The sequence below is a fragment of the Streptomyces sp. NPDC002776 genome, assembly GCF_053592195.1.
In genome coordinates, this window is sequence record NZ_JBSFVG010000039.1 from 1 (window position 1) to 14957 (window position 14957).

Annotated in this window: 10 protein-coding genes and 3 pseudogenes; 9 read left to right on the forward strand and 4 right to left on the reverse strand. The window is 68.5% G+C overall.

Going from position 1 to position 14957, the window contains the following annotated elements:
* Nucleotides 1-69 precede the first annotated feature (69 nt).
* Together ACWD11_RS34555 and ACWD11_RS34560 are read left to right on the forward strand one after the other, a co-directional pair.
* The gene (locus tag ACWD11_RS34555) at nt 70-1116 is read left to right on the forward strand and encodes a hypothetical protein (RefSeq protein ID WP_389421670.1); all 1047 of its coding nucleotides are present in this window, start codon (nt 70-72) and stop codon (nt 1114-1116) included.
* Between the two features lie 333 nt (nt 1117-1449).
* On the forward strand, nt 1450-2403 hold the full coding sequence (locus tag ACWD11_RS34560) for an SGNH/GDSL hydrolase family protein (protein ID WP_451287853.1): 954 nt from the start codon (nt 1450-1452) through the stop codon (nt 2401-2403).
* A gap of 292 nt (nt 2404-2695) precedes the next feature.
* Here ACWD11_RS34560 and ACWD11_RS34565 read toward each other — a convergent pair whose 3' ends face one another.
* Nucleotides 2696-3241, reverse strand: coding sequence for an IS1096 element passenger TnpR family protein (locus tag ACWD11_RS34565; protein WP_389421692.1), 546 nt, complete (start codon nt 3239-3241; stop codon nt 2696-2698).
* Between the two features lie 369 nt (nt 3242-3610).
* On the opposite strand from ACWD11_RS34565, the gene ACWD11_RS34570 reads away from it, so the two are divergent.
* The gene (locus tag ACWD11_RS34570) at nt 3611-4366 is read left to right on the forward strand and encodes a hypothetical protein (RefSeq protein WP_451287855.1); all 756 of its coding nucleotides are present in this window, start codon (nt 3611-3613) and stop codon (nt 4364-4366) included.
* 468 nt (nt 4367-4834) lie between these two features.
* On the opposite strand, the pseudogene ACWD11_RS34575 reads toward ACWD11_RS34570, so the two are convergent.
* Nucleotides 4835-5488, reverse strand: a pseudogene (locus ACWD11_RS34575) (NAD(P)-dependent oxidoreductase); the annotation flags it as partial.
* A 12-nt stretch (nt 5489-5500) separates the two neighbouring features.
* Between ACWD11_RS34575 and ACWD11_RS34580 the strand changes: the two are divergent.
* Both ACWD11_RS34580 and ACWD11_RS34585 read left to right on the forward strand, forming a co-directional pair.
* Complete coding sequence (locus ACWD11_RS34580; protein ID WP_451287860.1) at nt 5501-5653, forward strand: hypothetical protein; 153 nt, start codon at nt 5501-5503, stop codon at nt 5651-5653.
* Nucleotides 5654-5909: 256 nt separating this feature from the next.
* On the forward strand, nt 5910-6107 hold the full coding sequence (locus ACWD11_RS34585) for a hypothetical protein (protein WP_389421589.1): 198 nt from the start codon (nt 5910-5912) through the stop codon (nt 6105-6107).
* Nucleotides 6108-6409: 302 nt separating this feature from the next.
* Here ACWD11_RS34585 and ACWD11_RS34590 read toward each other — a convergent pair whose 3' ends face one another.
* Both ACWD11_RS34590 and ACWD11_RS34595 read right to left on the reverse strand, forming a co-directional pair.
* Nucleotides 6410-9199, reverse strand: a complete 2790-nt coding sequence (locus ACWD11_RS34590) for an FG-GAP repeat domain-containing protein (protein WP_389421590.1) — start codon at nt 9197-9199, stop codon at nt 6410-6412.
* 307 nt (nt 9200-9506) lie between these two features.
* A complete protein-coding gene (locus tag ACWD11_RS34595) occupies nt 9507-10262 on the reverse strand; it encodes a calcium-binding protein (RefSeq protein WP_389421591.1) in 756 nt (251 codons plus the stop codon).
* Nucleotides 10263-10362: 100 nt separating this feature from the next.
* On the opposite strand from ACWD11_RS34595, the pseudogene ACWD11_RS34600 reads away from it, so the two are divergent.
* From ACWD11_RS34600 to ACWD11_RS34615, 4 genes and pseudogenes are all read left to right on the forward strand, one after another.
* Nucleotides 10363-10977, forward strand: a pseudogene (locus ACWD11_RS34600) (transposase); the annotation flags it as partial.
* A gap of 90 nt (nt 10978-11067) precedes the next feature.
* Entirely contained in the window at nt 11068-11487 is a 420-nt protein-coding gene (locus ACWD11_RS34605) for a hypothetical protein (RefSeq protein WP_389421592.1), read from the forward strand.
* Between the two features lie 136 nt (nt 11488-11623).
* Nucleotides 11624-12250 (forward strand): hypothetical protein, encoded by a 627-nt coding sequence (locus ACWD11_RS34610; protein WP_451287858.1) that lies wholly within the window; start codon nt 11624-11626, stop codon nt 12248-12250.
* Nucleotides 12251-14326: 2076 nt separating this feature from the next.
* Nucleotides 14327-14957: pseudogene (locus tag ACWD11_RS34615) on the forward strand (hypothetical protein); the annotation flags it as partial.

Consider the following 14957-nt stretch of genomic DNA (forward strand, 5'->3'; position numbering starts at 1 on the left):
CGCCTGCTGCGGTTGCTCTTACTTCCCACCTAGCACTACTTCCTCTGGAACTCACGTCCCAGTCTCCAGGTGTCCACGATCAAGGGGAAGGTTCAATATGCAGGATTGCTGTTGCTGGGTGGGTGGCTGCATGTGTTCGCTCTGCTGGTCATCCTCGCGCACGCCGTGACGCTCTGGCGCAGCGGCCACCTGCACCGGCTCGGGCGTTGCTGGGTGCTGGTGATCGCCTTCGTCGGCTGCGCCGTGGCGCCGCTAGCCGTGGCCAGTGCTGGTCAGGCGCCAGCGCAGCTGGACTGGCTGGGCCGTCCGAGCCTGCAGGACTGGCTGTGTTTCGTGGTTCCTGCCACCCTGGCAGCCGCCTTGGGGGTATCGCTTCGCCGGCACGACGCGGGCTCGGCCAGGGCAGTAACGCTTCCAGCGATCGGTGTGCCGCTCCTGATCGTCCCTGCCGGATTCCTGCTGACGGTGTCCCTCGTCCACCCCTGGTACGTCGATCGCTACGTCCTGTACTGCATGTCTGGCCTGGCGCTCCTCGTCGGCCAGGCCCTGCGGCACTGGCAGCGGAGCCTGCGAGCGGAGGCCGACCCTGCGCGCAGGCGGCGCAAGCTGTACGCCACAGCAGCCGTTGCCTTTGCTCTCTTCTCAGCGCTCGGCCCCTGGTACTGGCAGATTCGCTCCGCTGCCAGTCGCACCGACACGGTGGAGAGCTACTGGGGGCTTACCGTCACCGTTCCGGGAGACCCCGAACCGGTTCTCTTCCAGCCTGCACGCCGCCGGGCATGGGTGCTTGCCCGGCCAGCCGTCTTCGGGCCGCTCGACGACATCGCGCTGCAGCAGACGCCGGCTGCGTCCGGCACCTTGTACGGCGTTGAGGCGTCCCCGGACGTCATCCGGCAGCGCATGCTCCAGTACCGTGAGATCAACGTCCTGCGCGATCGTCCCGGCCAGCCCCTGGACAACACTCCCGCAGAGATCACCAAGCGAGAAGTCCTACGCCAGCACTATCAGCTCTGCTGGGTGATGCCGGTCAATGGTGGCGAATCCGCAATCTTCATCCGTCGCGATGCCGCAGCGACGAACCCCCTGTGCGCGCCCGGGCGTGACATCTACAGCTGATCGCACGCATCTCGGCTCGGATGCGGTGCCGGTGCGCGCGATGTCGCCACCGGCCGGAGGTGTCGCACGCCGAGCAGCGGTCGTTCCCGTGGTCGCCCTGAGCCACCTCGTGGACGCGCTGCGCAAGATCTGGGCGCGCCTCTGAGCCGGCGTCCGGCCCTGCCGGCGAAAGATCGTCGAGCGGACCACTTCTCTACTTGCGGCTCTGGACGTCGGCGCCCGGAGCCGACACCGTGGTGCGCTCGTCGTCGCGCGGAGAGCTGGGAGGTTCAAGTGAACCAGGGACGAAGCCTGTTAAGGGGTGGCACCCTCGCCGCTACCGTGCTCGCTCTGGTGGTAGCCGCAGTATTCGGCTGGCGGATGATGGTCGACTCCGACCCCTCGGGCGCAGCCGCCGCACCCGCACCCCCCGCTACCCCCACGTCCGCCGGAAAAGCGGCCGAACAGAGCCCCTACCCGGAACCAGAGTCGCAAGCGGAACCGGGGACCGCCCCCTCGCAACCCGCAGATCCCGCCGACGACCCCGCCCACAAGCCCGTCCGTGCCCTCTACCTGGGCGACTCCATCGCCCTGGAAAACCACAAGATTCTCGCCAATCTCCTCGAGGACTCTGGCACCGCGACCCTGCACAGCGCCCCGCACTCCGGCACCACGCTCTGCGACTACATGGAGGACAAGACCGGGGACTCTCTCCTCGTCCCCCGCAACCACACGGCGGCAGCACTGGTGCGCGCGCAGCGGCCCCAGGTCGTGGTGCTCCAGTTCTGGGGCAACTCCTGGATCTACACGCCGTGCATGGGCAAGATACTCGCGCCCCAGCGCGCCTACTACGAGCGGTACGCCGCCGACGCCCGCGCCCTGACCGCTGAGATCGAGCGCGCGGCGGCCGACGTGGGCATCGAGCGTCCCAAGCTCGTCTGGGTACTCCAGGGCCCCGATCCGATGGCCCCCGACCGCATCCGGCGCGTCAACGAAATCTACAAGGCCCAGGCCGCCTCCACTGGCGACCTCACCGCTGACGCCGGCGCCGCGGTGTCGCGCGCGGGCGACCGCTACACCTGGGTGCAGCGGCTGCCCTGCAATGCGTACGAGCGCGCCCATCCCGAGTACTGCACCGAGGGCACGACCACCGAACTGCACCACGACAAGGACTACTTGCACTTCTGCATGGAGCCGATGACCAAGGACCCCAAGCCATGTGCGAAACGGTCACCGGGCGTGATGCGCTACTGCCAGGCGATCGCGGCGACGATCGCACAGCACGCACGCGGGCATCACAGGCGATGAAACGGCCGCTGAACGCGCCGTCTACGCCCACGACCGTGACCACAGACCCGGTTCCGCCGCATTCAGCCGAGCCACCACCCGGCTGGTAAAACCGCGCACAGCTGGCTCCGCCAGGGCCGCCACACCGAACAGACACAGCGCCGCCTGCAAGCGCGACCAGATCCCTGCCATCGCCGCCGGCTGGCTCGCCTGTCAGCGGCCAGTTAGATTTCCCCACGCGCTGCCACTTCGGCTCCCCACCACGGCTACTTCAATTCCCCACTGGCGGCCGCTTCGTGTACGCAGCGTGAGGTCATCCTCGGCGGTGTTCGCCCCACCCCGGCAGGATCGGCGGCAGGTCGCTGAGGCCGCGGGCCGGCCGCTTGGGCATCGGCGTCTCCCCGTCGTCCCCGTCCCAGCGGCGCGCGTACTGGTCCGGGAGGCTGCCCCAGCCCCAGTAGGGCACCGGGCGGTCGGCCATCTCGCCGAGTTCCTCGAGGGGATCAATACGATTCTCCGCCACCGTGCAGAGGTGGGCCCAGTCGTCGCCCATGTCGAAGACGTAGGCGAACTGCTCGCCGGCTTGCAGTCTGCTCAGCTTGGTCGCATGGCCGTCCACGGTGCCGTCCGGGGCCTCGCCGTCCCACCAGTCCAGCGGGCTGACGTGGGTGGCGTCGGACAACGTGAACAGGTGCAGGTGAGCCAGGTCCCAGCGAGCGAAGGCGAGATCGATGGCCGAGGCGAACTGTGCGAAGGAGTGCGACCGCGCAGCGGCGAACACCCGGCCGGGACGCGGCCACAGGTCCGCACCGTGACCGGAGACCAACTCCACGCGGATCGACAGCCAGGTACGAGACACGTCAACAACCCCCTATGCGCCAGATCGCGAGCCAGCACCGAGGCTACTGAGTGTGATTGGCGACTGGGGAATCGAGCTGGCCGTACGTGGGGAATTTCTCCTGGCCGCCGTCACTCGCCCTCGACTCCGGCCGCCCTCACCACGCCCGCTCCCACGTGCTTGTGATCCTCGGATCTGAGCAGCCTTAGATTGTACGCTGGCGTGCTGTGCAAGGGCACCGGGCGGGCCGTGAAGAGGATTTGTGGGGCTTGTGGCGACGGCTGAGGTCGGGTTTCGGGACCTGACGCTGTGTTTGTGTTTGCCGCCAGAGCCTCGGGGGGATCGTCGGCCCCCTGCTTGCCCGATCCGGCGCGTCAACGAGGAGATCGCATGCCGTCCGACCCGTATGACCCCGCACCCGGCGACGACACACCGAGCCCGTTACGCTCCCGCTGGTTCATCGCCTCCGCCTGCCTGCTGGCCGTCATCGCCCTGCTGGGCGTGCTGATCGCGGTGGCCGGCGGCGACGAGCCCGCCAAGGCCTCCGGCCCCAAGGGCGACCCGGCACCGGCGGCCAGCGCATCGCCAGAAGACCCTGACGGTTGCCCCGTCTTGGCCGACACGTCCAAGACGGTGCCCGACCGAGCCCCCGTCGGCGTTCGCTGGGAGCTTTTCTCCACGGTGGCGCTGCCCGTCTCTCAAGCTTCCGGTCCGGCCGTGTTCGAGGGCGACGTAGCCCGCTGCTACGCGCACACACCCTCCGGCGCCCTTATAGCCGCTGCACAGATCAGCACGCGGGCCGCGCTCGCCCCCGGCTGGCGGCGCGTCATGGAAGAGCAGACCGTGGGGGATGCCAAGACGGCCATGATCGAAGCACGGGAGGAAGCCGAAGAGGCCTCGCCCATGCCATCCCCGGAACCCGGGGAGCTTGGGCAGCTTGCCGGGTTCCGCTTCGTCACCTACAGCGACGAAGTCGCGGTCGTCGAGCTGGTGACGCGGTTCACCGACCCTGTGACGGTGCTTCAGGTCTCCACGCTGAAGGTACAGTGGCGCGACGGGGACTGGTGCTACGAGGTCTCCGCTATTCACGCCGAGCCCAAGGTCGTCCGCTCTCTGGCGGGCTACACGCCCTGGGGCGGTGTCTGATGGGCTACTGCGACTGTGTCGAGGAATGTACGCCGCGTGCGGCGTTGCGGTCCTGCACGTCGACGAGCGTCATTGTGATCATCACCCGCCAGTCTGAGCATGTCGCAGGGGCAGTCCCCGCTCAAACAGCGGACTGGTCCAACGGCTTCGTCGCTGTCATGAGCGAGGGTGCTCTGAACTACCTGCAATCCCCTCACCTCCATTGCTACGTCACCGGTGGGGCCGTGCAGCACCTCGATGCCGCCGCTGCACTGAGCGGCGCAGAGCACCGATCGAATCTTCATCGTTCTGGCCTGCGTCATCATCACCCTCCGCTGTCTGATCCGACGCGCATGGGCGCCTACCGCTGGGATAGCCGTCCAGGAGTCCGCGCATCCGCTGACTGCCGACCTGGCCTGGGAACGTCGACGGCATCGGCCGGTCGACCACCAGGGTTGCTGCCCGGTCGTCACCCGCCGGCTGTAGAGGTCACGGCGTCGCCACGGGGACACCGTTCGGGCGGCCAGCGAGCAGCGCTGCGATGTGGTCGGCGCAGCGGAGGGCGGCCTCGGCCATGGCGCGCCGGGTCATCCCAGCGACGTGCGGCGTGAGCAGGGCGTTGGACAGGCCGAACAACGGGGAGGTGAAGGCGGCGTGCTCATGGATGAAGGTGTCGACGGCGGCGGCTGCCAGGGGATGTGCCGGGTCGCGTAGGGCGTCGGCCAGGGCTTGCTCGTCGACGATGCCTCCCCGGGAGGTGTTCAGCAGGATCGAGCCAGACCGCATCAGCGCCAGTTCCGCCCGGCCGATCATTCCCCGGGTCTGCGGGGTGAGCGGGAGGTGCAGGGAGATCACGTCGCTGCTGGCAAGGAGGGCGCCGAGGGACTCTGCTCGGCGCACCGCCGTCCCTGCGGGGCGACGGGAGAGGCCCTGAACGGTCATGCCGAGGGCGGCCGCCCGCTCGGCCAGGGCCTGGCCGATCCGGCCGAGCCCGAGGACGCCCAGGGTCAGCTCCGACAGCTCGACCGCGGGGGCGGCCGGTCCGCTCCAGCGGCCGTGGTGCGCGGCCTCGTTGTGGGCTGAGAGGTTCCGGGTCAGGGCGAGCAGCTGGGCCAAGGTGAACTCCGCGACCGCGGTTGCGTTGGAGCCCGGGGTGTGGGTGACGGTGACGCCGTGGTGGGCGGCGGCGGCGAGGTCGACGTGGTGGCCCGGCCGATCACCCGGAGCCGGTTGTCCAGTGCCGGATTGGTCGCTGCCGCCAGGAACGTGGCGCGCAACGGGACGCCGGCCCGGGACTTCACCGCGTGATAGCCGAGCCCATCGCGGATGGTCTCGGCTATCAGCGCCGACTCGTCGAACGCGTCGAAGTCCGCGAAGTCCACCCGGTCCGTCCACGCAGCTCGCGCGCTCGTCTGGTCGGTTACCCGCCGGAGGTTCAGCGTGACTGCCACCCCGTGCCCGAGCAGGCACCCCAGCTCACGATCGAGCAGCTCTCCAGGAGCCGCGTCCAGCAGCAGAACCCGCATCCGCCCCACGAATCTCCCTTTCCCTGCATGCGGACCTTATGGGATCCAAGGTCGGCGGTGTCGTGTCCGCGCTCGCTCTGCTCGCCGCGCTGCTCCTGGTCGTCGTCGGCATACTGCTCGCGGCCGGCGCCGCCTACGTCGTGCACCGCCACCCGACGTGGAGCGCGCCCCTTGGTGCCGCGTTCGGCTCGGTCACGGTGATGGCCGCGCTGGTCGGCGTAATCCTCACCCGGTGAACCGCACGCCCGTGCGTGGCCGGGGCACCGGGGAGCCCCGGCCACGCACGAGCGGGCCTGGCTGGCCTGAGTGGCGGCGGCTGCCAGGCACGGCCGGTGCGGCGGCCGATGCGACTCGGACCTGGCGGAACCGGGCCGGTGCTTCGCCAAGGAGCCGTCCAGGGAAGTAGTCGGCGTGCCAGGCCGTCCGGAATCGCTGCTGCGATGACCTGGCCAGTCTCCTTTGTCGTCACCTGTCATGCCCCCTGCGATCCCCGCACCGGGGCATGGCATACGTCGCGACGTGGCCGGGAAGTGCTCTTCTAGAAGAGGCCCTTGTAGCCCTGCCAGCCGGTGGCGATTCTGACGCGCGCTCCGAAGGATCCCTTGCCGTTGCCGTTGTTGCGCCAGACGTTTCCCGCGCTGTCCCGCGAGACGAGGTCGGCCCTGCCGTCCCCGGTGATGTCACCGACGCCGACGATCACGTTGTAGGAGCCGCCCCAGTTGGAGAAGACCTTCGTGCGGGCGCCGAACGTGCCGTTGCCGGTGCCGTAGTACCGGTACAGGTTGTTCGACGTGTCCTGGGCGAGCAGGTCGCCGATGCCGTCGCCGTTCAGATCCCCGGCCCCGACGATCTTCTTGTACGTCTTCCAGTTGTCGTAGAGCTTCACCCGGGCTGACAGCTTGCCGGTGCTGGTGCCCTTGTAGAGGTAGACGGTCCCGGTCGAGGAGTTCCGCGCGATCAGGTCAGGGCGGCCGTCCTTGGTCACGTCACCGGGCGCGGTCAGCACGTCGTACTGGTTCCAGCCGGACGTGCCCAGCGAGGTGTAAGGCGTCGACGTCTTCAGCGCGGCACCGCACCCCGGCGTGTAGGCGCGCAGGGCGCCGCTGCTGAGCCGCACGAGGACGTCGTTGCAGCGATCGCCGTTGAGGTCCCCGAATGGCACCGCCTTGACCGAGGTCGGCCAGCCGCTGCCGCTCACTTTGCCGGCAAACGTGCCGTTGCCGGTGCCCTGCTGGAAGGTCAGCGCGCCGGAGGAGTTGAGGGTGAGGAGGTCGCCGATGCCGTCCCGGCCCGCGTGCTCTCGCTGCACGGGAGCAGCGAGAGTCCCGCCTGGCATCAGATGGATGCGTTCATCGGCGTCCACGAAAGCTACGCGGCCGCTGTCGGGGTCCAGGGTCCAGCGCACGCGTCGGTCCGAGGTGCTGCCCTCGGGCATGAGGTTTGTCGTCGCGGGCAGATCGGCCAGGTCAAAGTTGACTGCCTGTCCGGAGCGCACATCGGTGCGCACCAGCTTGCCGCGCTCGTTGTCATGGCGGACCAGGAACCCGTCGGCCAGCAGCGCGTCCCCCACGGGCACGGACACCGACCGCCCCCGCGAGCGGTCGAACACGCCGGCCTTCCTCTGCGCGGCGCACGCCCAGTACACGAATCGGCCGTTGACCTGCAGCTCGCTGGGCACGCATGCGGAGCCGACATTGACGTCGACCGCCGCAGCCGTCGAGCCGAGACGGCTCATCGACAGGTGTCCGGCGGTGGACGTCGTGGTCCACAGCTGTCCGTCCCACAGGGTGGCGGCCACGGCCGTGCGCGTCGACACGACCTTGGACTGCGTCCAGTCGACCAGGAAATGCTTCCGGTTCGGGCCGCCCGCAAGCAGCGCGTACCGCCCCTGCGCAGCGCTCACCTCGCCGTAGAAGCCCTCCACCGTCAGCGTCTGGACGTCACCGGCGGGTGTACGGCGGTGAACCAGCTGGGAGTTGTCCACGTCGTTGTAGACGACGGATCCGTCGCCCGCGCCGAACAGCCGCACACAGCTGTAGATGAAGATGCACGGCTTGCCCCCTCCGCCGGCCTGGCGGACCGGCCCCACCTGGGGGACCGCGTCGGCGGACACGGTGCGCGTGTTGAACATGACGTCGTAGGCCGGGGACGAGGTCTGGTCGGTCCAGGCAAGGATGCCGCCCACGAGCGAAAGCCCGTCGACGGGCGCGGGCACCGGCGGCAGATCCATCAGTTCATCGGCGACGATCTGTCCGTCAGTCGCCTCGGAGAGCCGGAACATGCCCCAGTGCGCCTTGTCGGGACCGCCCACCACGACAGCCGATCCGTCCGCCGACGCGTGCACCCAGCCGTCCATCTGCGGGAGCAGCGTGCGCCATTGGCCCGCGTCGGTCAGGGGCCGGGTGAGCACGGCACGGGTCTCGTCGCCGTAGGTGGCCACCACGACATCGTCACCGACGACCGTGAAGTCGGTCTTTCCCACGGTGCCCTGGGCCGGAACGGTGATCACCGGCCCGTCCAGCGCGTCGCGGCGCAGCAGCCGCGCACCGGCTCCCGGATACCACCAGCCGACGTAGTCCTCGCTCAGGACGGGCAGCCGGGCCGAGGTCGTGTTGTAGGGGGCGAACAGCTTGGTCCAGGTCCCGTCCCGGACGTCGACGAGTACCAGTTGGTAGAGAAAGACCTGCGGGTCCTCGGTCGGCACGCGATAGCGCAGCAGCAGCGAGCGCTCGTCCCTCCCGCTCAACGCGAGGAGCTTGGCGTCGGCGGGCCAGCCGGTCACCTTCGTGTCCTCGGTACCGCCACCGGCCGCCTGCTTCAGCAGGTGCAGTTCGCGTACGTTGGCCGAGCCGCCCAGGTAAGCGACCACGACACCCTCGCCGGCCGTCCCCGCATAGGTCAGACCGGTCGGAACGGTCACCGAGCCCCGGTCCTCGCCGGAGCCCATCGCGCGAAACCGCACGACCCGACGGCCCTCGACGTCCGTCGACAGGGTGTAGGTAGTGTCCGACTGGGCGAGCGCATTGGGCTGCTGAGTGCCGGCGAACTCGGTCACCTCCCGGGTCCGGCGCGTCGCGTAGTCGGTCCAGAGCCAGCCGCTGGAGCCTTCCGGACTCGACAGCACACCTGTGTCGCCGAAGCCGATGAACACCGGGTTGCGCGTGGCGCTCCGGTCCGCGGCGGGGAGCACGACCTCGCCCGCCGCGGCGACCTGGTCCGCCCCGACGGCCACCGCCATCCCCATCGGCACGGCACCCGGAGCACCCGCGGCGAGGGCCACGCTCACGGCCAGGGTCGCACCCCCTCTGCCGAACAGGCGGCGTCGCATGACCTTGCTGACCTCCACGGAACCCCCCGGCCCCTCACCCTGCCATCCGCGGCCCCGACAACCCCGACAGCCTGGGAATGAAATGTGCATGCCCTGAGCGGGCGACGGGAGCTTATCAGTGCACACCAGTGGGGTTGCCGGCATGCCCGGGGCAGTGGAAAGGGTCCGCACGACGCAACCCATTCGACGGGGATTGCGGTGGTTGGGGGGTTCGACTACGGCTGGATACGGTCCATGAGTTCGGGGCTGTGGTGCAGTGCTGATGGGAAGGCATGGGAGGTCGTGCTGTCGGTCTGTAGTGTTCAGGTCACCGTACGTCGATGTAATCGCCCGGCGCGTTGGTGGCTGCGGTTGTGGTGTTTCCGGCGTAGCTGTAGCGCCAGTAGCCGTCGCGGTTCGCGGTGACGGTGGTCTTGAGTAAGCCGGTGGAGTTGGCAGTGACGGTCTTGATGGTGGTGTAGCTGCCGTTGGGGGTGCGGAACTGCAGGCGCGCGGCCTGGTTGGGGTAGCGGTGGTAGGTGGAGTCGTTCCAGCTGACGCGGCTGAGGGCGCCGGTGATGGTGAGGGGCTCGCCCTTGCGTACGGGCTCGGGCGCAGCGTTTGCCGTCACCGTCGAGGCGCGCTGGAGGCTGAAGGATGCTGCTGTTTTGCGGTGGTAGTCGCGGTCACGAGCGAGGGCGTTGACGTAGAGGTGCCAGGTGCCGGCGTCAGCGTTCTGCAACCAGCCTTCGCCCATCTGGAACGGGAAGGTGCACCGGGTGGTGGTTTCGTTGACGGCGGTACAGGTTGGGTCCTGGGGCGCGGCGAGAGCGCCGGTGGGGGCGGTGGAGGGCCCTCGGTACAGCCAGGCGTCGATGTACTCGAGGCCGGCCGGATCGCTGGCGGTGACCGTTGCGGAGAACGACGCCTGCGCGGCGGCTCCCACGACGAGGGCCTTTCCACCGTTGATCGAGGCGGACAGGATTTGTGTGTCGCCCAGACGGGTCTCCGCTGACGCTGTCGACGTGTTCAGGCACAGAACTGCCGTTGCGGCTACAGCAGTTGTCACAGTGCGCTTTCCCATTCAAACCCCCTGGTGGAACGCCGGCCCCCGACCTCCGCGATCAAGGACAACCGGAGCGATGGGGGGATGTTAATGCCTTGCAACCGTCCTTCTTCACGGCCGCCTCGAACAGTGGCTCCGGAACCGAAAGCTCCGCTGGTGCGGAGCCCTGGCCCGCACCGCCATGGAGGCCGCTGAGCGACAGCACACCAGCGTCGCCGGAGAGAAGACGGCCGCAGCCATGGTCGCCACGCTCGCCCGCGAAGTGATCGCGCTCAACGACAAGATCAGCGAAGTCGACCGGCAGATCGAGGCTTCCTTCCGTGCCCACAGGCAGGCCGCCATCATTGCCAGCATGCCGGGCATCGGCAACCTGCTCGGAGCCGAGATCCTGGCCGCCATCGGCGGCGACATGGATCTCTTCGGCAGCCGTGATCGCCTGGCGACCTACGCCGGCCTGGCGCCGGCTCTCAGGGATTCAGGCAAGGTCAGCGGCAACCGGCATCGCCCCAAGCGCTACCACCGACGTCTGCAACGGGCCCTGTTTCTTGCCGCCATGAGCAGCATCACCTGCTGCTCTGAGTCCCGTCGGTAATACGACCGCAAACGGGCCGAGGGCAAGAGGCACTCCCAGGCAGTCCTGGCGCTGGCCCGGCGACGGGTCAACGTGCTGTGGGCACTTCTCCGAGGTCAGCGGCACTACGAACTCATGCCACCGATGGCAACCGCCTCATAGGGCCTCTCGTCAATCGCAAACCTGATCGACGAGAGCCGACTTTTCGAGGAAGATGCCGTCAGCATGGACGGATGACGCTGAGGAGCCTCTGTGATCACGCAAGGAGTACAGGTCACAGGTCGGTGCAGTGTCTGCGGAGGCACCACGACCTGCGATGTCGGTCAGTTCATCGACAACGGCATGCTCTGCTGGGGCACCGAAGGACGATGCGCAGACTGCCTGAACGGGTGGTGCGAGCAGGACAGCGGATCCGTCACAACCGAGAACATTCGACAAGCTCTGCTGCAAGTGCACGGGGCGGCACGGCTTCGCCTGTCTGGAGACTTGCTGAGCCTTGCTCCCGTGTTGCAGGCCCTCCGCAATGCGCGAGAACTGTCCCTGGGCGAAGCACGCGTGCTGGCCACGCAACTTGCCGAGACCGGTCTCATCGGCACGCTCGTCGAGATGGAGATTCTGGCGGTTCACCTTCGGAGACGATCCGTCGCGGTGAGCGTTGAACCAGCGGCATAACCTCGTCTGAACAGCACCCGCATCGGCTTGATACTGGCATTGAGAAGTCTTTCCACGCGACAGCCGTGGGGAGAGTCCGTTTCCGCAGCCAAAGCCCGTGGCGGCGGGGCAGTGGGTCCGGCATCATCCCCGTGTGATGGTGATGCAACCCGTTCTTGAGATCTGCGCTGCCGACGACTTTGCGCTGTGGCCCATTGGCGAGCACGAGTCTTACGGCTACCTCGTTCTCAATGGGAAGCTGACTCCGGCGGAGGTCGGCACGGCAGTGATGCGGATTGCCGACTGCAACAACTTCGAGCCGGAGGAGGAGCACGGACCGTGCCCGACCGACCCGCTCGGCACGTTCCTGCACGGGCTGCTCACCATGCCTGACCTGTTCGCCGCCGGCGGGTTCCGGGTGACCGACAACGCCACCGACACCGTCTTCGCCGAGCCGGGTTGCTGCAACGGCTTGGAGACCTGGCGGGACTGGCTTGAGGTGCTCGACGGCACCGGCTGCTGCTACTTCGGCCACGCCCCGTCCTCGATGGCCGAACGTGTGGGCGAAAGAGTCCGGCTGACTCTCGACGCCTATGCGGAGAAAGACAGCCCGGTAATCGAGCTGCCAGTGGACCAGGTGCGCATGCTCGTCACCGGCGCCCAGCGGGACTTGCAGAGCTTCCTCAGCCTCGCCGGAAGCTGGGCCGAACAGCACCTGCCGGCACAGACCGCCGCCGTCACGGCCGCCCTGGCACGGGCACTGGACCTGGCGCCCACACAATGAACAGCTTCCTGACCCACCGAGCGCGCGTACACGAGACCCGCCTCCCACTCAGCCGCCGGCACAGCGCGCTGCGCACGTGCGTCACCCTCTTTGCCCCGTACGGCTTCCGGGCGACGTACCACCACCGAGGTGTTCCGTGAACTGCTGCGCATGGCGCAGCATCCGACGGGATCCTGCGTGACGCGCTGGCCGCCCGCGCGAAGAGGGCCGGCGCCTGACACAGGGCGAGGGGCCGCGCCGACTCCGGCATGGCCTGGCTTTGTTCACCAGCGACGACAGCAGACGTCGACGACTGTCCGGTGACGACGAGCTTGGACCGGCTGCCACGCAAGTTGGACTGTCGCAATCCTTGGGAACTACCTCTCTCGATCGTGCAAGGTCTCCTCGTTGTCCACCGTCGGCGTCTGCTGCTCTCGCCGCGCGGAGCGCCGTAGGAGCATCGCCGGCCTGATCACCAAGTAGACGACCGAGAAGTTCACGCAGCGAGGTACCAGCTCAGAGCTCCAGGCTCTGTCCGTCAGCAGGGTCGTGACGGCACCCGCCGCAATGCCCAGGACAACTGGCGCTCCCACCCATAGCCACCATCGCCTCATACCTGGCAGGTGCCCCAGTTTGGCAGGCCTACTTCGATGGCAATCAGTCCAACTTCGCTGTCGAAGGACAACGACTTCGGGAGTCACCCGCGAGCCGGTGGAGCCGATGTTCACGAGAACGGGAGGCACCCGCCTATCGGCAACGGCGCCAGGATGGACGCCACCTGCGCCCGTAGCCACAACTTGCGCCCCGGCGCCGGCGTTCGACAATGACGCTGCCGAGGCAGGGGGTGCGGACGCCACCAGCACAGAGGCACAGTTGCAGGAACACGGCATCGACCCGGCCGCGCTGCCGTCGGCTTCTGCTCAGCCCACTCGCGAGCAGTTCCGCGACCGCGTCACTGCCATGCCGCTGGTGCCGTGTGCGATGTGCGGGGACGAGCGCGTGACCGCGAGGGTCATCCCCACCGCCTCGGGACCACGCTGGCGTGACTTGTGCTGGCCACCCGCCCGCGCACTGACCCGTCCGTCTACGGATGCGCCGGACACGTTGGAGGGGATCCTCGCGGACCTTCGCTGGGCGATAGAGGAGAGCGAGGCCGAGACGGGAGTGCGCCTGCCGGTACGGCTCTGGGCCGACGACGCGAGCCCTCGCGATGCCCAGGATGGCCAGCACGGTGGCGGAAGCCACCAACCCATCAGATGACACATCAGGGAGCCCCGGCAGCGCACGGCGCTGGGGCTCGCTGGCTGGGTGTTACGGGACAGCAAGCGGACCGGTATAGCCCGTCACAGTCAGTTATCCCAGAGACGTGTCAGCGCGTTCCACAGAGTCTCGAGCCAGTCGGGCGGATTGGACAGGAACTTGTCCGCCACGTGCGCCACGGCGTAGCGGGCAGCGCCCTGCCCGGCGCCCTGCACTATCGCGGCGGGCAGGTCGGCGCTGGCGGCAGCCGGCGGAAAGTGCGCGGGGAGCGGCGACTGGCCAGTGGCGGGAACGCTGTACCGGCTCGTGCTGCTGGTCCCTTGGGTACATGGGGCGGGGAACGCAGCCACGGGCGGTGTCGACTGCGGCGGGTGCGCCGCGCGGTCGGCGGTCCTGCTGCGGCTCTCCGCCTGAGCGCGTCCCTGCGGGGCGGCGGTCCTGGCCCCGGGCGGCGTGTGCAGGCGAGCTGCGATCGGGGCGCGGCGTACGGCCGCCTGTCGAGCAGTCAACGGAGGACCTCCTACGGCGGGTTCTGGTGTGAGCGAGCGGACAGTGACGGATCTGGAGGGCTTCCGTCTCGTCCCGTAGGGATCGGCTCCTTCACCCCTGGAGTCGGGAGCCGAGGCACGGACAGCAGTCATCATCGACATCGGCGCCCGCTTCTGGTGGCAGTACGCCGCAGGCGCCGAAGACGCCCCCGCCTCCTACTGCCTCTACCTCCAGCACCTCGCCCACGGAGAAACCCACGCCGCCGCCCTCTGGCACGCCCAAACGGACGCCTACACAGCCGATCAGGACAACGCGCACACCGAAGAATTCGCCCCGGCCCTGCAATCCATGAGCGCCGACACCAGCCTGGCCACCGTCCTGCGCGTCCTGGCCCAGCTCAGCCGCACCATGCCCACCCGGCGGTACACCCCGGCCGCGCGCGCCGTCATCGAGTTCGTCGCCTCCGCGGTCGCCGGCGGCTACACCCGGCACCCCGACCTCGAAATCCCCTTGCCCGGCACCTTCTTCGCCGAACAACTCGAGATCGTCGCCGCCACGACCAGCACGCAAGATCCGTTCCGGTCCGCGCCCGAGCAATCCCCGGCCACGGATGCCTCACCTGCCACCGATGACCTCCCCAACCGGCTCGCCCCGGACGAGGACCGCAAGCACATCCCCACCAAGACCACCCCCCGCGGCCCCGAACACCTCCTGGTCCAGGTGACCGCCGCCGACCACGAACCCACCACCGCGCACACCTTCTTCGAAAACGCCGCAGCCGTCTGCTGGAAAACCGCCACCGCCACCACCGAACAGGACAGCCGCGGCAACGGCATGGCCTACCGCCTGCGCCGCTTCGCTCAACGCCTGTCCCCAGCACCCTCAGAAGCCATCCGCTTACCGCTCGGCAGGCTTGATCAGTCGAACACGGTTCCTGTTCGGGTGATCCCTCGGTGGTCGGGGCATAACGGCAGGGCCT

Bases quoted from the DNA above. Each gene is read 5' to 3' on its own strand.
- ACWD11_RS34590 (WP_389421590.1), bottom strand. From the start codon at position 9,199: ATGCGACGCCGCCTGTTCGGCAGAGGGGGTGCGACCCTGGCCGTGAGC.
- ACWD11_RS34595 (WP_389421591.1), bottom strand. From the start codon at position 10,262: ATGGGAAAGCGCACTGTGACAACTGCTGTAGCCGCAACGGCAGTTCTG.
- ACWD11_RS34585 (WP_389421589.1), top strand. From the start codon at position 5,910: ATGGGATCCAAGGTCGGCGGTGTCGTGTCCGCGCTCGCTCTGCTCGCC.
- ACWD11_RS34610 (WP_451287858.1), top strand. From the start codon at position 11,624: ATGGTGATGCAACCCGTTCTTGAGATCTGCGCTGCCGACGACTTTGCG.
- ACWD11_RS34570 (WP_451287855.1), top strand. From the start codon at position 3,611: ATGCCGTCCGACCCGTATGACCCCGCACCCGGCGACGACACACCGAGC.